The following is an 18,229-nucleotide window of genomic DNA, read 5'->3' on the forward strand; positions in this document are numbered from 1 at the left end:
TATGAAAGATTTAAGGGGAGCAGGAGTAGCGTTAATAACGCCTTTTAAGGAAGATGGATCAGTAGATGTAGAGGCTCTTAAAAAAGTGGTAGCCTTTAATATAGAAGGTAATATAGATTACTTGGTGGTGTTGGGTACTACTGCAGAATCGGTTACACTTTCTAAAGCAGAAAAGCAATTGGTAATGCGTACCGTTGAAGAGGCCAATGCAGGTGTTTTGCCATTGGTTATAGGTATAGGGGGTAACAATACCATGGCCTTGGTAGAAGAACTACAATCTGCAGATTTATCTGCCTATGATGCTATTCTATCAGTATCACCTTATTATAATAGACCTACCCAGGAAGGTATTTACCAGCATTTTGCAGCACTGTCGCAAGCCTCTCCATTGCCTATAATATTATATAATGTACCAGGTCGTACGGGTAGTAATATGTTACCGGAAACCGTTGTGCGCCTAGCACATAAATTTGAGAATATAATTGCAGTAAAAGAAGCTTGTGGAGATATGGCACAGGTAGAAGAATTAATTTTAAAAAGACCAAAAGGCTTTTTAGTGTTGTCTGGAGATGATATTACCGCATTACCAACGATAGTTGCCGGTGGCGACGGAGTTATTTCTGTTATTGGACAAGGATTGCCTAAAGAGTTTTCTAAAATGATTCATGAAGGCTTAAACGGTAATACCCAAGTAGCATATAACTACCACTACAAAATGCAAGATGCTATGAATTTAATATTCGAAGAAGGCAACCCAGCAGGTATTAAAGTTATTTTTGAATATTTGGGCTTGGCAACACCTTTTGTAAGACTACCGTTAATTACCGCTAGTGATGCCTTAAAGCATAAGATTGTTTCATTTATGGAATCTATCAAACGTATACCAGCATAAATATTCGTTAAATCTTCACTAAGTAGAACATTCTTGTAGTGTAAAGCCTGTATTTTTATTGGTTTAAAATGTTTTTTAAATCCATTGATAATCACTAATTTTGCAAAATGTTTTTTAAAATGAGGAGAGTTTTTCCAATACTATTGATTGCCATTACTTTACAATCGTGTAGTGAGTACCAAAAAGTGCTTAAGAACGATGACGTTAAAGCGAAATACGATATGGCCGAAACTTTCTATGAGGAAGGTGATTTTAGAAGAGCTAATAGGCTACTTGAGCAAATTGCACCAAAGTATGTGGGTAAACCTCAAGGTGAGCGGGTTATGTTCTTTTTGTCTAACAGCTATTTTATGCGAGAAGATTACAATATGGCAGGCTATCAGTTTGAGCGTTTTGTGAAATCTTATCCAAAAAGCGATAAGGCTATTGAAGCAAGTTTTTTAGGAGCTAAAAGTTTTTACGAGTTGTCTCCGGAATATTCTTTGGATCAGACCGATACGGACAAGGCGTTGTTGAAATTACAGAATTTCATTAATACATATTCAGAATCTGAGTTTTATGCTGAAGCCAATGCTATGGCACAGGAGCTTAAAATAAAAAAAGAAAAAAAGGCGTTTGAGATATTGAAGCAGTATAATAAATTGGGTGAATTCAATTATGATATGCTTAAATCTGCAGTAGCGGCTAGTGATAATTTTGTTTTGGACAATCCTGGTTCACCGTTTAGGGAAGAGGCAATGTTCGTGAAAGTTAAAGCGTTAACGCATATGGCGGTAAATAGCTTTGAACAATTAAAAGAGGAGCGTTTAAATACAGCTAAAGCTGCTCATGCCACATTAAAAAAGCAGTTTCCGGAATCTAAATTTGATAAGGAAGCTACAGATTTAATTGAAAAAATAGATAAAGAATTACAACGCATGCAAGCGCAGACCGTTGAGTCAAAATAAATAATTTAATTATGAATATGAACGATTTAAAAAACTCTAAAGCATCAGTATCTACGGTAACTATTAACCGTAATGAGTTTGATCAGCCAACTGAAAATATTTATGAGGCTATCTCAATTGCTGCCAAGCGTGCTGTTCAGATCAATTCTGAAATTAAAAAAGAACTTTTAGAGAAATTAGAAGAGTTTGCAACCTATAGTGATAGTTTAGAAGAGGTTTTTGAAAACAAAGAGCAGATTGAAGTTTCTAAGTTTTATGAAAAATTACCTAAGCCACATGCAATGGCGGTAGAGGAGTGGTTGATGGACAAAATCTACCATAGAAACACAGAAAAAGACGCTTAAGAAATATGTTGAACGGCAAAAATGTTCTTTTAGGAATTACCGGAGGAATTGCTGCTTATAAAACAACATTCTTAGTTCGTTTATTTATAAAAGCTGGCGCTAACGTTAAGGTCATTCTTACCGATAGCGCCAGCTCTTTTGTTTCTCCGCTCACCTTAGCTACATTGGCTAAAAATCCCGTAGTGCTTGATTTTGTAAAGACAGAAGAGCATACGGTAGATTGGAACAATCATGTAGAAATGGGGCTTTGGGCAGACTTAATGTTGATTGCGCCGGCAACCGCAAATACCATGTCTAAAATGGCAACCGGTAATTGTGACAATATTTTAATGGCAACCTATTTATCTGCCAAGTGTCCGGTTTTCATTGCTCCGGCAATGGATTTAGATATGTATAAGCATCCTAGTGCAAAAAGTTCTTTAGATGCGTTGACTTCTTTTGGTAACATGGTTATTCCTGCAACTAGTGGTGAGCTTGCAAGTGGTTTGCATGGGGAAGGTAGAATGGCAGAACCCGAGGAGATTATTCGTTTTATTAAAAAGGAATTGTCGCAAGGTTTACCGTTATCGGGAAAGCGCGTATTAATTACGGCAGGTCCTACACATGAGGCAATTGACCCTGTACGTTTTATAGGGAATCATTCCTCTGGATTAATGGGGTTTGAATTGGCGAAAACTGCCGCTAACTTAGGGGCAGAAGTGTTTTTAGTGACAGGGCCTACAAATTTAACCGTTTCTCATGATGCTATTCATGTGGTACATGTGGTATCTGCAGATGATATGTATCATAGCGCACAGCTGTATTATGAGGCGTCTGATATTGTGATATGTGCCGCTGCCGTAGCAGATTATAGACCTAAAACCATTGCAGAGCAAAAGATTAAAAAATCCGAAGATAACTTTACTATTGAATTGGTGAAGAACAGGGATATTCTTAAAACATTCGGAGATCATAAAAAACATCAGTTCCTGGTCGGTTTTGCTCTAGAAACCGAAAACGAAATAGAAAATGCTAAAGGGAAGCTAAAACGCAAAAATTTGGATGCCATCGTATTGAATTCAATGCGAGATAAAGGTGCTGGCTTTGGCGGTGCTACCAATAAAATTTCATTTATAGATACCAATTCTAACATTACTACGTTTGAACTAAAGACCAAGGCAGAAGTTGCCGTGGATATCTTCAATGAAATTATTAAAAGACGGTATGCGTAAGGCAGTATTTCTATTACTTTTTACCTTTATAAGTTTAATTGCAAATGCTCAAGAATTAACTTGTGCGGTTACGATCAATTCTGATCAGCTTTCACAAGGTGATCAGCAGGTTTTTAAGACTTTGGAACGTTCACTGAATGATTTTGTCAATAAGACTAAATGGACCAATAGGGTGTATAAAGAGAATGAAAGGGTGAATGCACAAATGTTCATTACCGTTACTTCTTATGAATCCAATAATTTTAGTGGTAATATTCAAATTCAGTCATCAAGGCCAGTTTTTAATACTTCCTATTCTACACCGGTCTTTAATTATAAAGACAATGCTTTTAACTTTCAATACATTGAGTTTCAACCGTTGATTTTTAATGAGAATCAGTTCGAGTCTAATTTGGTTAGTGTACTGTCCTATTACGTTTACGTTATATTGGGATTAGATGCAGATACATTTTCTTTGGAAGGCGGAACCGAGTTTTATAGAAAGGCGCAGAATATTGTGACCCAAGCACAGGGTAGTAATTCTGTCGGATGGAGCCAGTCTGCAGATTCTAACAGAAGTAGGTTTGAATTAATAGATAATCTATTGTCAAATACCTATAGAGAGTACCGTATAGCAATGTACAACTATCATAGAAAAGGACTTGATATATTGCCTGATAACAATAGTACGGGCAAGCAGATAATTGCAGGTACAATGAATCTTTTTCAGACGATGATCAATAGAAGGCCTAATGCCTTTTTGATTTCAACGTTCTTTGATGCAAAATCAGAAGAGATAAAGAATATTTTTTCTGACGGACCTAAGGTCGATATTGTAAAATTGAAAGAAACTTTGAATAAAATAGCTCCCTTATATGCTGCAACTTGGAACGATATTAAGTATTGAACCATTTTACAAAACAGAATTATAGAGTACCTTTGTGAATCTAAAATTCTAACGTGTGCTTTCAACCCTTTCCATTTCTAATTACGCATTAATAGACCGTCTAGAGGTAGACTTTAACAAAGGTTTTACGGTTATCACCGGTGAAACAGGTGCCGGTAAATCCATTTTGCTAGGGGGTTTGTCTCTAGTGCTCGGTAAACGTGCAGATTTAACCTCGTTGAGGGTTAAGGAGCAAAAATGTATTATTGAGGCTACTTTTGTGATAGATACATACGGACTTCAGAATTTCTTTGAAGAAAATGATTTGGACTATGAAGATTGTACGGTTATAAGACGTGAGATTTTGCCTAGTGGAAAATCAAGAGCTTTTGTAAACGATACTCCCGTTACTTTAGGAGTCTTATCTCGCTTGGGGGAGAGCCTAATTGATATTCACTCACAACATCAAACTATGCAACTTACTGAAAACGATTTTCAGTTGAAGCTGGTAGATGCATTGGCAAATAATCAAAAACGATTAATAGCATATAGGAAAGATCTAAAATCGTATCGTAAAGCTCAAAAAGAATTGGATAAACTTGTTGAAGTACAGGGTGTAGCCAATAAAGAGCAAGATTACAATACGTTTTTGTTAGAAGAGCTTGAAAAGGCACCGTTAAAAGATGGTATCATTGAAGAGCTGGAAGAAGAATATGAGCAACTGAATAATATTGAGTTGATTATGGAGCAATTGTCTAAAGGAGATCAATTGTTTAATGATGAGCAAATTGGTGTTTTGCCTTTAGTGACAGAAATGCGCCAATCACTTTCCAAACTGGTAGATTTTGGTGCCAGCTATAAAGATTTATTTGAACGTGTAAAATCTGTTATGATAGAACTGGATGACGTAAGTTCAGAATTACAGCGTTTGCAAGAAGGGGTTGAGGCAAACCCTGATCAACTAGAGCAAGTGAATAATAAATTACAGTTACTATATAATTTGTTGAAAAAGCATAATGTTAGTGACATCGCCGAATTGATTGAAATAAAGAACGGCCTGGCAGATAAAGTTTTTGAAACAGCCAATTTAGATGTTAAGATTGCTGCTAAAACAACGGAAATTCAAGAGATGCAATCTGTTTTAGAGTCCAAAGCTGTTATTTTAAGGGAAAAGAGAAACGCTGTAATTCCACAATTAAAGAAAAAGCTAGAGTCTCACTTAGGCTTGTTAGGTATGCCAAGCGCATCATTTGAAATAAAATTAAATGCCGCCGAAGCATTTACGGCTACCGGTAAAGATGACCTTTCATTTTTGTTCACCGCTAACAGAGGTGGTAGTTATGGAGAATTGAAAAAAGTAGCATCGGGTGGTGAGCTGTCAAGGATAATGTTGGTAATCAAAGCGATACTTGCCAAATACGAAAAGCTGCCAACCATTATGTTCGATGAAATAGACACTGGTGTATCTGGAGAAATATCTGACCGCATGGCAGATATTATGAAAGATATGAGTGCGGATCTGCAGGTTTTTTCCATTACGCACTTACCTCAGGTAGCATCAAAAGGAAATCACCATTTTAAAGTGTTTAAAACAGAAGGCAAAGAGCGTACCATGACAAATTTAAAAGAACTGACTATTGATGAAAGGGTGGTGGAGTTGGCTCACATGCTTAGTGGTAAAGATTTATCTGATTCTGCATTGGCACATGCAAAACAGCTTTTAAACTCTTCATTGTAAAGGTAACTTTGTGGTTGCCAAAAAGTTAATAAACTCATAGATAACTTCGAAAAAGAGAAGGGTAAGAATGTGGTGGTACATTTAGTCTTTTTACCTATTACTTCAATTCTGTTTTACATATTTTAGATATCTTTGATATATTAAATTAAAAATTAGAATCAACCAACATGGGATATAACTTATTAAAAGGAAAAAGGGGAATTATTTTTGGAGCATTAGATGAAAATTCTATTGCATGGAAAACAGCGCAAACGGTACATGCAGAAGGAGGTACTTTTGTATTGACCAATGCCCCAATTGCCATGAGAATGGGTCAGATAGATGAATTGGCAAAAGAGACCGGTTCAGAAATCATACCTGCAGATGCTACTAGTGTTGAAGATTTGGATAATTTAGTGGCAAAGGCAGTTGAAATTTTAGGAGGAAAAATTGATTTCGTATTACATTCTATTGGTATGTCCGTGAATGTACGTAAAGGTCGTGCCTACACAGATGAAAAATATGATTTCACGGCAAAAGGATGGGATGTTTCAGCCCTATCTTTTCATAAAGTTTTGCAATCCCTTTACAAGGCAGATGCTATGAATGAGTGGGGTAGTGTTGTAGCACTTACTTATATGGCGGCACAAAGAACATTTCCAGATTATAATGATATGGCAGATAATAAAGCATATTTAGAGTCTGTTGCTCGTAGCTTTGGTTACTTCTTTGGTAAAGAAAAAAATGTTCGTGTAAATACAATTTCTCAATCACCTACTGCAACTACTGCAGGGCAAGGAGTAAAAGGTTTTGATGGCTTTATCAGCTATGCGGAAAAAATGTCTCCATTAGGTAATGCATCTGCTCAAGATTGTGCGGATTATACTATAACGTTGTTCTCTGATCTTACAAGAAAAGTGACCATGCAAAACCTATTTCATGATGGAGGTTTCTCTAATACAGGGGTAAGTCAAGAAGTTATAGAGAAGTTTTAATCAATATATTAGTATTCCAATTTTATTGGAGTCTATTTATTAAGGAGCGTACTAATGAACCTATCGTTTTCTTTTATCATTCCTGTATACAATAGACCCAATGAAATTAAAGAACTGTTGGATAGTCTACGTTTACAAACCTATGACAAAACGTTTGAGGTGGTCGTTGTTGAAGACGGCTCTACCATTTCATCTGAAGAGGTCATAGGTGAGTATGTAGACGATCTAGCAATTTCATATTATAAGAAGCCTAATTCTGGTCCTGGTGATTCCCGTAATTACGGAATGGGCAGGGCAAAGGGCAATTACTTTATAGTATTAGACTCTGATTGTATTTTGCCGCCACAGTATCTTGTGGAAGCAGAGAAGAGTTTACAAGAAGATTATGTGCATTGCTATGGTGGTCCAGATGCGGCACATGAATCTTTTTCTACAGTTCAAAAAGCAATTAATTATGCCATGACTTCCTTTTTGACCACAGGTGGAATCCGTGGTGGTAAAAAAGCGGTAGATAAATTTCAGCCCAGAAGTTTTAATATGGGCATATCTAAAGAAGCTTTTGAGAAGGTAGGCGGTTACGGAAATATTCATCCAGGTGAAGATCCGGACCTTACCATACGCATTTGGAATAAAGGATTTAGAACCAAATTAATTTCAAAAGCATTTGTGTATCATAAAAGACGGATAGATTGGAATAAGTTTTATATTCAAGTCAATAAATTCGGTATGGTACGTCCTATATTAAATAAGTGGCATCCAGAGACTAGGAAAATTACTTATTGGTTTCCGACGCTATTCTGCTTAGGATTGGTTATTTCGCTATTGTTAGTATTAGTTAGAGTTAAAATTCCATTGTTGATGTATTCAACATACTTTTTAGTTTTGTTTGTTGATGCACTTATGAAAACACGTAATTTTAAAGTGGCATTCTTATCATTAGTGGCAACAGCGATACAATTTTTTGGATATGGGTACGGATTTTTGAAATCAACTCTGTATATTAATTCTTCAGGTAGAAAACCAGAGGAAATTTTTCCGAAATTATTTTTTAGAGTGAATTGATGGAGCGTTTAGTAGAGTGGATAAAAACAGGTCTAAAGAAGAGAAAGGTAAAAGTCTTTCTGGTGTTCCTATTTTGTGCTTCACTCGCTTGGTTAATTAATAAATTATCACTTACCTATACCAGCAATACTACTTTTCAGGTAGAGTATATTAACATTCCAGAAGCGTTTTTATTGGTAAATAGCCCTAAAGGTGAAATTGAAGTGCGACTACAAGCGGCAGGGTTTCAGTTTTTAGGTTATGAGCTTAAGCCCAAACGTATACGTTTAGATGTTAGTAAATTGGTTCATAAGGATGGGGCTTATTATTTAACGGCCGATCAAATTAGAATTCAGTTAGAATCTCAGCTAAATAATTATAGTGTATTGACAGATTTTGATAGTGATGCTATATATTTCGATTTTACATCTTTAGTGACAAAGAAAGTTCCGGTGAAACTATCTATGGAAATGACATTTGCTTCTAACCACATTCTTGATGGTAATCTTAAAGTAGAACCCGATTCTATTCAAATAACAGGTCCTAAAAGTCAGATTGATACCATAAATCAACTTAGAACTACATTTTTTAAATCCGATTATATAAATAATTCATTTTCAAATGAAATAGGCTTGCTGTTACCAGAGGAATTAAAGGAAACAACGTTTTCTGATCAAACGGTTAAGGTTTCGGGTAAGGTAGTCAAGTTTTCAGAGCAATTAATTCCAGTTCCGGTTCATGTGGTAAATTTACCCGAAAATGTAAAGGTTCGAACATTTCCAGAAATTGTTGAAGTCCGTTGTCAAGGAACCTTAGAGTCTTTAAAAGAACTGGAAGCAGAAGATTTTTTGATAGAGGCAGACTATGCAAAAGTATCTAAAGAGACAGAGAATAGACTCTCTGTAAAGTTGGTGAGCTATCCCAAAACGCTGAATAATGCCGTAATCAGTATAAATGAAGTTGAATTTATACTTCGTAGAGAATGAAAATAATAGGTTTAACCGGAGGAATAGGAAGTGGTAAGTCTACTGTAGCAGCTATGTTCAAAGAACTTGGTATTCCTGTTTATGATTCAGACGCACGTGCAAAGTATCTAATGAATACATCAGATATAGTTATAGAACAATTGATTATGCTGTTGGGAGAAGAAGCTTTTGAAAAAGGAAAGTTGAATAGACGGTATATAGCAGATAAAGTTTTTAAGGACCCGGCAATACTTGAGAAGCTGAGCGGTATAGTCCATCCGGTAGTAAGACAAGACTTCGTAGATTGGACAAAAAAGCAAGATGCATGCTATGTAATTCAAGAAACTGCTCTTCTGTATGAAAATAATTCACAAGAATTATACGACGAGGTTATTTTAGTAACGGCCCCTAAAGAAATGCGTATTGATCGTGTATGTGCTAGAGATAATAGTACAAGACAGCAAGTTGAGGCGCGAATGAACAATCAACTAGGTGATGCCGCTAAAATGAAATTAGCCAATTTCATAATTGATAATACAAATTTGGTAAGCACAAGGGAAAATGTTCTGCAAGTTCACGCATCTATTCTTGCTGACTGTTAGTAATTTAGCAATTTTAACATTTTTGTTAAGTTTAGGTTAAACGTACTAAGCTCTACCTGTTAAATCTTTAATTTTAACACCCAATGAACAAAAAGTTATTTGTGCTCTTAGTGGTTTTAATGAGCCTTTCACTTGTTGGTCTTATTTTCGTTCAAAGTTTCTGGATTAGTAAATCCATAGATAGTGGAGAAGAACAATTCTCCAGTAGTGTTTCTGAAGCATTGAACAGTGTTACAAATAAGATTACCGAAAGGGAATCTAAGAACTACTTTGATAGGTATTTACATGCAAAGGATAGTGCAGGAGGAGAGCTCAAGGGCACTCAGCTCACTAATTTTTTCTTTATTGATAGAGATGTCAATTCTAATGAGATTTTACTGTATGAACACGGTATTTTAGAAGAAGATTATGGAATTTCATCTACGTTCTTTGATAGTAGTGATGGTGCGGATACGACCATTGTTAAAAGTTATACAAGTAAGCGAACTACATCAATATTTAGAGAAGATATTGATTTAGAAGGTAATACGCCTCGTTTAAACCCAATTCAGCGATTTGAAAAAATAGGGGGTCTTAACAAAATGGAAAAGGCGGCCATGGAAGATGTGTTTATGGTTTATGCCAAACGCGTACCTATTCATAAACGTGTTTCTAAACAAGAAATTGAATTGTTATTGCAACGAGAATTGGAGAATAGAGGGGTAGACATTGCATTTGAATATGGCGTATATAGTAATGGTTTGCCTACGAAAGTGAAATCGTCTAAATTTAAATATGCCGAGGCAAATATCTATAGATCTCCAATGTTCGTAGATTATGAGGGAGTTTCAAATTTCGATTTGTTAATTTCCTTTCCAAAGAAGAAACGATTTTTGGTACAATCTATTTTAGGTTTGGCAATGTTGTCATTGCTTTTTACGATAATTATAGTTGTGGCCTATGCAGGAGCAATCTATCAATTAATTCGTCAAAAGCAAATATCTGAGATTAAGACAGATTTCATCAATAATATGACGCATGAGTTTAAAACTCCAATTGCAACTATAAATCTTGCTGTTGAGGCAATTAGGAATCCAAAGATAATTACGGACCAAGAAAAGGTTTTAAGGTATTTACAGATGATTCGTGATGAGAACAAAAGAATGCATGCTCAGGTAGAAAATGTGTTAAGAATCTCTAAGCTAGAAAAAAATCAGCTTGATATTAGTAAGGATAGGGTCAATGTTCACGACATTATAGAAGATGCCATTACTCATGTGGAATTGATAGTCGATGATAGAGGAGGGTATATTCATACACATTTAAATGCTGAGCGCTGTGAGGTGTTGGCCAATGAAATGCATTTTACCAATATCATAGTCAATATATTAGATAATGCAATTAAGTATTCTGATAAGGCACCTAAAATAGATGTGTTTACAGAAAGAGCTAAGAACTATATTATAATTAAAGTACAAGATCAAGGTGCTGGTATGAGTAAGGGTGTGGTTAAAAAAGTATTTGAAAAATTCTATCGTGAACACACAGGTGACATACATAATGTAAAAGGCCATGGATTAGGGCTATCGTATGTTAAAAAAATAGTTGAAGACCACCAAGGTGAAGTATATGCCGAAAGTGAAAAAGGAAAAGGAAGTACATTTTACATAAAACTGCCGTTAATATAAAAATATATGGAAACAATAAACAAGAAAATACTTTTAGTAGAAGATGACCCAAATTTTGGGATTGTATTGAAGGATTATTTGTCAATGAATGACTTTGACGTCACCTTGGCAAAGAATGGAATGGAAGGTTTTGAGAAGTTCAAAAAAGATAATTATGATATCTGTATTCTAGATGTGATGATGCCTTATAAGGACGGTTTCACGTTAGCGAAGGAAATTCGCGAAAAGAATGAGAATGTTCCAATTGTTTTTTTGACGGCAAAAACAATGAAAGAAGATGTTTTAAAGGGATATAAAGCTGGTGCAGATGATTATTTGAACAAGCCCTTTGATTCTGAGGTATTGCTAATGAAATTAAAAGCAATACTTCAAAGAAAAGCTTCTAACGGTTTGGCGGATAGTAAGAAATTTGAATTTACAATTGGTGGTTTCCACTTGAATTCTAAATTAAGATTCTTGAAATACAAAGATGAGGAATCAATTAAACTATCTCCAAAAGAGAATGAGTTATTGCGTTTGTTGGCTTTGCATGAAAATGATTTAATGCCAAGAGAATTAGCATTGACCAAGATATGGAGAGATGATAACTACTTTACATCTCGTAGTATGGATGTTTATATCGCAAAATTACGTAAGTATCTTAAAGTTGATGATACCGTTGAAATATTGAATATACATGGTGAAGGTTTCCGTTTAGTTGTAAAGACTGAAGGAGAATAATTTTCCGAAGCATAATTATAAAAAAGCATCCTAGTAGGATGCTTTTTTGTTTTTACAACTTTTTTATAATATCCGTTACAATTTCATCTGGAGTTTGATCTATGGAAACTGTTAATGCATCTTTAGGAGTTTCTAGATCATCGAATTGAGACTGTAGTAAGCCTTTAGGCATATAATGATTTTTTCTTTTGGTTAGTCGTGCTTCTATAAGTTCAAAACTACCGTCTAAAAAGATAAATTGATGATGGTTCTCTAAATTTTTACCAAGTATTGTTCTGTATTTTTCCTTTAAGGATGAGCAAACAATGATTGCTCCAGTAGCTAAATTTTGAATTCCTACTTCATTAAGTTTTTCTAACCAATGCTGGCGATCAGCATCATTTAATGGATGCCCTTTTCGCATTTTCTCTACGTTAACTTCTGGATGAAAATTGTCACCATCAAAAAAGGGAAATTGTAATTTCTCCGCTAATAGTTTACCAATGGTAGATTTACCACTACCAGAGACACCCATTAAGAATAAGATTTGTTTTTTAACCATGTTATAAATTTACAATTTCATTGTCTATTTCCGGTAGAAGGGTCTTAGGGTTATAATCGTATGCAATCCATTTGGTATCCTTGTTTCTTAAAAACCAGGTAAGTTGTCTTTTGGCGAATCTTCGTGTATTTTTCTTTATTTCAGATATAGCAAAATCTAATGTCCATTCTCCATCAAAATACTTAAAAAGTTCTTTGTAGCCAACTGTTTGTAAAGCATTGTAGTCCTTGTATTCAACTAAGCTATTAGCTTCATCTAATAATCCGGCTTCAACCATAAGATCAACACGTTCATTTATGCGCTGATAGATTAAAGGCCTTTCAGCCTTTAGCCCAATAGATAAAACTTTGAATGCTCTTTCCGCTTTTGGTTTGTTTAGAAATGATGAATATGGAGAGCCGCTACCAATAGTAACTTCTAGTGCTCTGATAACTCTCTGAGGGTTGTAGATGTCTACCTTTTCAAAATATAAAGGATCTAGTTGCTTTAATTTTTTTTGTAAAGCTTCAATACCATTCTCTGCTAGTTCTGTATTTAGGTTTTCACGAATAGATGGGTCCACGGTAGGGAAATTGTTTAAACCATCTGTAACAGCATTAACGTAGAGCCCGCTACCACCAACCATAATTATAACATCATGTATTTTAAAAAGATCAGATAATTTTTGGATAGCGTCTCGTTCAAAATCACCAACCGTATAGTGTTCATGTATGCTTTTATGTTGTATGAAATGGTGTTTTGCTTGTGATAGCTCTTCAATGCTGGGTACTGCAGTACCAATATTCATTTCTTTGAAGAACTGTCTAGAATCTGCTGATATGATTTCGGTTTTGTAGTGTTGTGCCAGATTAATCGCCAATTTGGTCTTACCAATGGCAGTGGGCCCCACTACTGATATAAGTATTTTATTCATTTAATATAGATCCGCAGTTATAACAATGTGTGGCATCATCTCTATGACCTTCTTTGCTGCAAGTTGGACAGCATTGTGTGTTTACATGAACGTAGCTGTCAGATTTCTTTAGGTCAGTGTTGTCTTTGCTTTGTTTGGAAAATTCAGCCGTAACCATACCTGTGGGTACGGCAATAATACCATAACCTAAAAGCATAATAATGGTAGCTATTGCTTGACCTTGTGGGGTTATAGGGGCAATGTCACCATAACCAACGGTAGTAAGTGTTACTATGGTCCAGTAAATACTTGTAGGTATGCTTGTAAATCCAGCTTCATCTCCTTCTATTAAATACATAAGGGTTCCCATCATTACAGAAGCGATGAGCACAGCAAATAGAAATACGGTAATTTTTGCCCTACTGGCTTTTAAAGCTCTTTTTAATTGTGATGCTTCTCCTAAAAAACGAGCAAGTTTGAGAATGCGAAAAACTCTTAAAAGCCTAAATGCACGAACAGCTAAAAGCACTTGTGAGCCTGCAAAAATATAAGAGATGTAAAGCGGTATGGTAGATAGAAAGTCAATGATACCATAAAAACTAAAGATGTATTTACTTGGTTTTTTAATACAGACAATGCGTGCAATGTATTCTATAGTAAAGAAAATGGTAACCAGCCACTCAAGAACAAAAAGGATTTCATGATATTCTGTATCAATAGCCTTAACGCTTTCAAGCATGATAAGAATTACGCTGAATATGATAATTATGAAGAGAATAATATCGAATAATTTACCCATAGGGGTATCTGCTTCATAAATAATTTCATGAATTTTGTGTTTCCAAGGTGATAATTTTTCTTCCTCCTTCAAACTAATCGTTTATTTCTACTATTTTTAGTACGTTTTTCTTTCTTAGATAAGATTCTATAAGATAATTAGCATCGCGAGTACCGTTCATAGGTGTAATTATACTTTCTAAGATATGAATATTATTTATTTGATAGTTTAAATCATAGTAGCCAAAGCCTACTAAAGAGCCGTTTTTAATTAAAATGGCGCTTTGTTCTCCAATTTCTCGACCCTTATCTACGACTACAACTTTATTGGCTTTAATGTTGTTCTGAGTGGTTGCGGTGATAACGCGTTTGTTGTATTCTTCAACGTCTTCTTTGTTAATGCATGCTCCTTTGCAATTTCCATCACTATAACCAGAACAATGGTTGCGAGCTTCACTGATGCCGTTTACTTTTTCACAAAGCCCAAATTCTTTGGTAATTTTATAAAGATAATTCTTAGCACTGAATACACCATTAAAAAGCCCTATAGGCTCTATACATGCTTTATAAGGTTTAATATCCAAGGAAAAATAACCATTTTCATTAACGCTTTTACAAATAGCGTGACTATACATTCTTTTTTTAGGGATAATGCTATACTTAGGTCTTAGTTTTAGTAGCTCTTCATGCTCCTTTAAAATAGCAACAAGTTCATTACCGGTAAGTTCAAAAGTTACTTTTTTAGTGTCTTTGGTTAGCTTTCTGGATTTATTATTGGTCTTGGTGAAGATTTGGTTGACTTTCTTTTTTATATCGGTGGATTTGCTCAGGTGAATAATATCCCCGTCCTTATTGTGCATATAAAAGACTCCGGTTTTATTGGGCAAGTCTTGTATTATATCCAATTGTTTTTCAGATAATTCTCCTTGTGTTTCCTTTCTGATCGTGTCTTTAATGATTATTTTCTCTGAATCCTTGGCAAGTAAAAGTTTAAATAGCTTAATAGTAGCCAATGCATCACCGTTGGCACGGTGCCTATCGCTTACGGGTATACCTAGAGACCTTACCAATTTACCCAAGCTATAGGACTCCGCATCTGGTAATAATAGCTTGGATAGATCTACGGTACAGAGGGTTTTACGTTCAAAGTTATATCCTAAACGTCTAAATTCTGTCCTTAGGATTCTGTAATCGAATTGAGCGTTGTGTGCTACAATAACCGTATCTTCCGTAATCTCTATAATGCGTTTGGCCACCTCGTAAAACTTAGGAGCCGTTCTAAGCATTTTACTGTTTATACCGGTAAGCTTTACAACGAAAGGTTGTATTTCCCTTTCAGGATTTACAAGGCTTATAAATTTGTCGACTACTTTTTGACCATCAAATTTATGAATAGCAATTTCAGTGATTCCCTCTTCGTTAAATTTTCCTCCGGTAGTTTCAATATCTAAAATTGCGTACATGTATTCTAATATAATTTATGGGGTGGTAGTATTTTAGAGGTTAATTTCTAGATCCAAAGATACTACTTCCTATACGTACCATAGTACTACCTTCTTCAATTGCGATTTTATAATCACCGCTCATCCCCATAGAAAGGGTAGTGAAATCGGCATAATTACTTTTAAGTTTTGTGAATAGCATTTTTAATCCGCTGAACTCTCTACGTACTTGATCCATATTATCGGTAAAGGTGGCCATCCCCATTAATCCTTCAATTTTCACATTATTGTAAGCTTTAAACTCTTCATTATTTACTAATTCAAGTAATTCCTTTTCATTGAACCCAAACTTAGTATCCTCTTCGGCAATATGTACTTGAAGTAAGCATGAGATAACGCGATTATGTTTCTCTGCTTGTTTGTTTATTTCTGCCAATAACCTAGGGCTGTCAACCCCATGAACCAAAGAAACGTATTCTGCCATATACTTGACTTTATTACGTTGTAAGTGTCCGATCATATGCCATTCAATATCTTTTGGCAAATTAGCCCACTTTTCTGTCATTTCTTGAACCCTATTTTCTCCAAAAACACGTTGTCCTTCATCATAAGTCTCTTGAATGAATGACATTGGTTTTGTTTTGGAAACAGCAACCAAAGTCACGGCATCAGGAATGGTTTGTTTAATATTTGATAGGTTTTCTTTTATAGACATATCACTTTATACTTCTTGAATACTTTTATTTTGAAAACTGACTTGATACTACCGCTGCTTTTTTACTTTCTGAATAATCATAAAACCCTTCTCCGGATTTTACTCCTTTTTTTCCGGCCATAACCATATTAGCAAGTAATGGTGATGGTGCATATTTAGGTTTTTTGAATCCGTCATGCATCACATTTAAAATAGAAAGGCAAACATCTAACCCTATAAAATCTGCTAATTGTAAGGGACCCATTGGGTGTGCCATTCCTAGTTTCATTACGGTATCAATTTCTTCGACACCTGCAACACCATGGTGTAAGGTTTCAATAGCTTCATTGATCATGGGCATTAAAATTCTGTTCGCTACAAAACCAGGGTAGTCGTTCACTTCTGTAGGTGTCTTTCCTAATTTTTTAGAAAGTTCCATGACAGCAGTTGTGGTCTCGTTAGAAGAGCTGTAGCCACGAATTATTTCTACCAATTTCATTATGGGAACCGGATTCATAAAATGCATTCCAATAACTTTATCGGGTCTGGTGGTAGCTGCGGCAATCTGAGTTATGGAGATGGACGATGTGTTAGAGGCCAAAATGGTATTTGCATCACAAACGTCATCAAGCTCTTTAAAAATTTTCAACTTGATGGTTACATTTTCTGTAGCAGCTTCAATGGCAAGATCAACTTTTGATACACCGGCTTTCAATTCTGTAAAAGATTTGATATTTGCTAGTGTGTTTTCTTTGTCAGATATAGTTATTTTTTCTTTAGCTACCATTCTGTCCAAATTCTTGGCAATGGTGGCAAGACCTTTATCTAAGGCTTCTTTAGAAACATCAATTAAGTGAACCTGAAATTTGTTTTGGGCAAATACGTGGGCAATTCCGTTGCCCATTGTACCTGCACCTATAACTGCAATTGTTTTCATATTTTACTTGGATTAAATGCTGCAATAATTTGTAGTGCCACTTTCAGTGCTTGTGTTCCTTGCTTTAAGCTAACAACAGGAGTTGAGTTATTGTTTATGGCATCCGCAAAAGATTCAAGCTCATCTAAAATGGCGTTGTTGGTCTCAATAGCCGGATTTTCAAAATAAATCTGTTTTTTAATACCCTCTGCGTTTTGTAAAATCATATCAAAATCTCCCGGTGCTTTTGGAGCATCCTTCATCTTTACAACTTCAACTTTTTTCTCAAGAAAATCTACAGATATGTAGGCATCCTTTTGAAAGAAGCGAGATTTTCTCATGTTTTTTAAAGAGATTCTACTAGCCGTTAAATTAGCAACGCAGCCATTTGCAAATTCTATTCTGGCATTTGCAATATCAGGAGATTGGCTTATTACGGAAACTCCGCTAGCGTTTACCTGTATCACTTCAGAATTTACAACACTTAAAATAGCATCAATATCATGGATCATTAAATCTAGAACAACAGGAACATCGGTACCTCTTGGGTTAAATTCAGCCAATCTGTGTGCTTCAATGAACATGGGGTCTTTTATAGCGTGCTTTACAGAGGTGAATGCGGGATTAAAACGTTCTACATGTCCTACTTGTCCTTTTACGCCATATTCGGCCTCTAGGGAGAGTAATGCGTTAGCTTCCTCCAAGGTGTGTGTAATGGGTTTTTCAATGAATATATGCTTTCTTTTTTCAATAGCTTTTTTTGCACAATCGTAATGCGAAAGGGTAGGGGTTACAATATCCACTACATCTACGGCATCCATTAAATCATCAAGATTATTGAAATAAGTATATCCAAACTCCGTACTTACTTTTTCTCCATTAGAATTATCGGCATCGTAGAAACCAACAAGTTCATATTTTTTAGATTCATTTAGAAGTCTAAGGTGGATTTTACCTAGATGCCCAGCTCCTAAAACACCAACTTTTAACATTTGTTTCGT

At 35.4% G+C, this 18,229-nt stretch carries 19 protein-coding genes; 12 read left to right on the forward strand and 7 right to left on the reverse strand.

What is annotated here, in order from left to right; translation table 11 throughout:
* Nucleotide 1: 1 nt before the first annotated feature.
* The 12 genes from dapA (at nucleotide 2) to BW936_RS09455 (ending at nucleotide 11,966) form a co-directional block, all read left to right on the forward strand.
* Nucleotides 2–892, forward strand: coding sequence for a 4-hydroxy-tetrahydrodipicolinate synthase (gene dapA / locus BW936_RS09400; protein WP_076548136.1), 891 nt, complete (start codon nucleotides 2–4; stop codon nucleotides 890–892).
* 119 nt (nucleotides 893–1,011) lie between these two features.
* Nucleotides 1,012–1,839, forward strand: coding sequence for an outer membrane protein assembly factor BamD (locus BW936_RS09405; protein ID WP_244156206.1), 828 nt, complete (start codon nucleotides 1,012–1,014; stop codon nucleotides 1,837–1,839).
* Nucleotides 1,840–1,856: 17 nt separating this feature from the next.
* A complete protein-coding gene (locus BW936_RS09410; protein ID WP_076548396.1) occupies nucleotides 1,857–2,183 on the forward strand; it encodes a DNA-directed RNA polymerase subunit omega in 327 nt (108 codons plus the stop codon).
* Nucleotides 2,184–2,188: 5 nt separating this feature from the next.
* Nucleotides 2,189–3,394 carry a bifunctional phosphopantothenoylcysteine decarboxylase/phosphopantothenate--cysteine ligase CoaBC gene (coaBC, locus tag BW936_RS09415; protein WP_076548138.1) on the forward strand — a complete coding sequence of 402 codons (1,206 nt, stop codon included), beginning with the start codon at nucleotides 2,189–2,191 and terminating at the stop codon, nucleotides 3,392–3,394.
* Nucleotides 3,387–4,280: a type IX secretion system protein PorD gene (porD, locus tag BW936_RS09420; protein ID WP_076548397.1), complete on the forward strand. Its 894-nt coding sequence runs from the start codon at nucleotides 3,387–3,389 to the stop codon at nucleotides 4,278–4,280. The genes coaBC and porD overlap by 8 nt, the downstream gene beginning before the upstream one ends.
* A 55-nt stretch (nucleotides 4,281–4,335) precedes the next feature.
* Nucleotides 4,336–5,997 carry a DNA repair protein RecN gene (recN, locus tag BW936_RS09425; protein WP_076548139.1) on the forward strand — a complete coding sequence of 554 codons (1,662 nt, stop codon included), beginning with the start codon at nucleotides 4,336–4,338 and terminating at the stop codon, nucleotides 5,995–5,997.
* A gap of 167 nt (nucleotides 5,998–6,164) precedes the next feature.
* Nucleotides 6,165–6,971: an enoyl-ACP reductase FabI gene (locus BW936_RS09430; RefSeq protein WP_076548140.1), complete on the forward strand. Its 807-nt coding sequence runs from the start codon at nucleotides 6,165–6,167 to the stop codon at nucleotides 6,969–6,971.
* 54 nt (nucleotides 6,972–7,025) lie between these two features.
* On the forward strand, nucleotides 7,026–8,033 hold the full coding sequence (locus BW936_RS09435) for a glycosyltransferase family 2 protein (RefSeq protein WP_076548141.1): 1,008 nt from the start codon (nucleotides 7,026–7,028) through the stop codon (nucleotides 8,031–8,033).
* Entirely contained in the window at nucleotides 8,033–8,998 is a 966-nt protein-coding gene (locus BW936_RS09440; RefSeq protein ID WP_076548142.1) for a CdaR family protein, read from the forward strand. The genes BW936_RS09435 and BW936_RS09440 overlap by 1 nt, the downstream gene beginning before the upstream one ends.
* Nucleotides 8,995–9,579, forward strand: a complete 585-nt coding sequence (coaE, locus tag BW936_RS09445) for a dephospho-CoA kinase (protein ID WP_076548143.1) — start codon at nucleotides 8,995–8,997, stop codon at nucleotides 9,577–9,579. The genes BW936_RS09440 and coaE overlap by 4 nt, the downstream gene beginning before the upstream one ends.
* A gap of 83 nt (nucleotides 9,580–9,662) precedes the next feature.
* The gene (locus tag BW936_RS09450; RefSeq protein WP_076548144.1) at nucleotides 9,663–11,246 is read left to right on the forward strand and encodes a sensor histidine kinase; all 1,584 of its coding nucleotides are present in this window, start codon (nucleotides 9,663–9,665) and stop codon (nucleotides 11,244–11,246) included.
* A 6-nt stretch (nucleotides 11,247–11,252) separates the two neighbouring features.
* Nucleotides 11,253–11,966, forward strand: coding sequence for a response regulator transcription factor (locus BW936_RS09455; protein WP_027067244.1), 714 nt, complete (start codon nucleotides 11,253–11,255; stop codon nucleotides 11,964–11,966).
* 52 nt (nucleotides 11,967–12,018) lie between these two features.
* Here the strand turns inward: BW936_RS09455 and BW936_RS09460 are convergent, their stop codons facing one another.
* From BW936_RS09460 to BW936_RS09490, 7 genes are read right to left on the reverse strand one after another with little or no spacing between them, the layout of a single operon-like run.
* A complete protein-coding gene (locus tag BW936_RS09460; protein WP_076548145.1) occupies nucleotides 12,019–12,507 on the reverse strand; it encodes a gluconokinase in 489 nt (162 codons plus the stop codon).
* Nucleotide 12,508: 1 nt separating this feature from the next.
* Nucleotides 12,509–13,420 carry a tRNA (adenosine(37)-N6)-dimethylallyltransferase MiaA gene (miaA, locus tag BW936_RS09465; RefSeq protein WP_076548146.1) on the reverse strand — a complete coding sequence of 304 codons (912 nt, stop codon included), beginning with the start codon at nucleotides 13,418–13,420 and terminating at the stop codon, nucleotides 12,509–12,511.
* Entirely contained in the window at nucleotides 13,413–14,270 is an 858-nt protein-coding gene (locus tag BW936_RS09470) for an ion transporter (protein ID WP_076548147.1), read from the reverse strand. The genes miaA and BW936_RS09470 overlap by 8 nt, the downstream gene beginning before the upstream one ends.
* Before the next feature lies 1 nt (nucleotide 14,271).
* Nucleotides 14,272–15,639, reverse strand: coding sequence for a 3'-5' exonuclease (locus BW936_RS09475; protein WP_076548148.1), 1,368 nt, complete (start codon nucleotides 15,637–15,639; stop codon nucleotides 14,272–14,274).
* Nucleotides 15,640–15,679: 40 nt separating this feature from the next.
* Nucleotides 15,680–16,333 carry a YggS family pyridoxal phosphate-dependent enzyme gene (locus BW936_RS09480; protein ID WP_076548149.1) on the reverse strand — a complete coding sequence of 218 codons (654 nt, stop codon included), beginning with the start codon at nucleotides 16,331–16,333 and terminating at the stop codon, nucleotides 15,680–15,682.
* A 25-nt stretch (nucleotides 16,334–16,358) separates the two neighbouring features.
* Nucleotides 16,359–17,249: a 3-hydroxybutyryl-CoA dehydrogenase gene (locus BW936_RS09485; RefSeq protein WP_076548150.1), complete on the reverse strand. Its 891-nt coding sequence runs from the start codon at nucleotides 17,247–17,249 to the stop codon at nucleotides 16,359–16,361.
* Nucleotides 17,246–18,220 (reverse strand): Gfo/Idh/MocA family protein, encoded by a 975-nt coding sequence (locus BW936_RS09490; protein ID WP_076548151.1) that lies wholly within the window; start codon nucleotides 18,218–18,220, stop codon nucleotides 17,246–17,248. The genes BW936_RS09485 and BW936_RS09490 overlap by 4 nt, the downstream gene beginning before the upstream one ends.
* Nucleotides 18,221–18,229: the final 9 nt, after the last annotated feature.

Source organism: Maribacter ulvicola, assembly GCF_900155985.1.
Classification (GTDB): Bacteria; Bacteroidota; Bacteroidia; order Flavobacteriales; family Flavobacteriaceae; genus Maribacter; species Maribacter ulvicola.

Excerpts from the sequence above, each read along its gene's own strand:
- dapA (WP_076548136.1), top strand. The coding sequence starts at position 2 with ATGAAAGATTTAAGGGGAGCAGGAGTAGCGTTAATAACGCCTTTTAAG.
- BW936_RS09405 (WP_244156206.1), top strand. The coding sequence starts at position 1,012 with ATGAGGAGAGTTTTTCCAATACTATTGATTGCCATTACTTTACAATCG.
- BW936_RS09410 (WP_076548396.1), top strand. The coding sequence starts at position 1,857 with ATGAACGATTTAAAAAACTCTAAAGCATCAGTATCTACGGTAACTATT.
- coaBC (WP_076548138.1), top strand. The coding sequence starts at position 2,189 with ATGTTGAACGGCAAAAATGTTCTTTTAGGAATTACCGGAGGAATTGCT.
- porD (WP_076548397.1), top strand. The coding sequence starts at position 3,387 with ATGCGTAAGGCAGTATTTCTATTACTTTTTACCTTTATAAGTTTAATT.
- BW936_RS09430 (WP_076548140.1), top strand. The coding sequence starts at position 6,165 with ATGGGATATAACTTATTAAAAGGAAAAAGGGGAATTATTTTTGGAGCA.
- BW936_RS09435 (WP_076548141.1), top strand. The coding sequence starts at position 7,026 with ATGAACCTATCGTTTTCTTTTATCATTCCTGTATACAATAGACCCAAT.
- BW936_RS09440 (WP_076548142.1), top strand. The coding sequence starts at position 8,033 with ATGGAGCGTTTAGTAGAGTGGATAAAAACAGGTCTAAAGAAGAGAAAG.
- coaE (WP_076548143.1), top strand. The coding sequence starts at position 8,995 with ATGAAAATAATAGGTTTAACCGGAGGAATAGGAAGTGGTAAGTCTACT.
- BW936_RS09450 (WP_076548144.1), top strand. The coding sequence starts at position 9,663 with ATGAACAAAAAGTTATTTGTGCTCTTAGTGGTTTTAATGAGCCTTTCA.
- BW936_RS09455 (WP_027067244.1), top strand. The coding sequence starts at position 11,253 with ATGGAAACAATAAACAAGAAAATACTTTTAGTAGAAGATGACCCAAAT.
- BW936_RS09460 (WP_076548145.1), bottom strand. The coding sequence starts at position 12,507 with ATGGTTAAAAAACAAATCTTATTCTTAATGGGTGTCTCTGGTAGTGGT.
- miaA (WP_076548146.1), bottom strand. The coding sequence starts at position 13,420 with ATGAATAAAATACTTATATCAGTAGTGGGGCCCACTGCCATTGGTAAG.
- BW936_RS09475 (WP_076548148.1), bottom strand. The coding sequence starts at position 15,639 with ATGTACGCAATTTTAGATATTGAAACTACCGGAGGAAAATTTAACGAA.
- BW936_RS09480 (WP_076548149.1), bottom strand. The coding sequence starts at position 16,333 with ATGTCTATAAAAGAAAACCTATCAAATATTAAACAAACCATTCCTGAT.
- BW936_RS09485 (WP_076548150.1), bottom strand. The coding sequence starts at position 17,249 with ATGAAAACAATTGCAGTTATAGGTGCAGGTACAATGGGCAACGGAATT.
- BW936_RS09490 (WP_076548151.1), bottom strand. The coding sequence starts at position 18,220 with ATGTTAAAAGTTGGTGTTTTAGGAGCTGGGCATCTAGGTAAAATCCAC.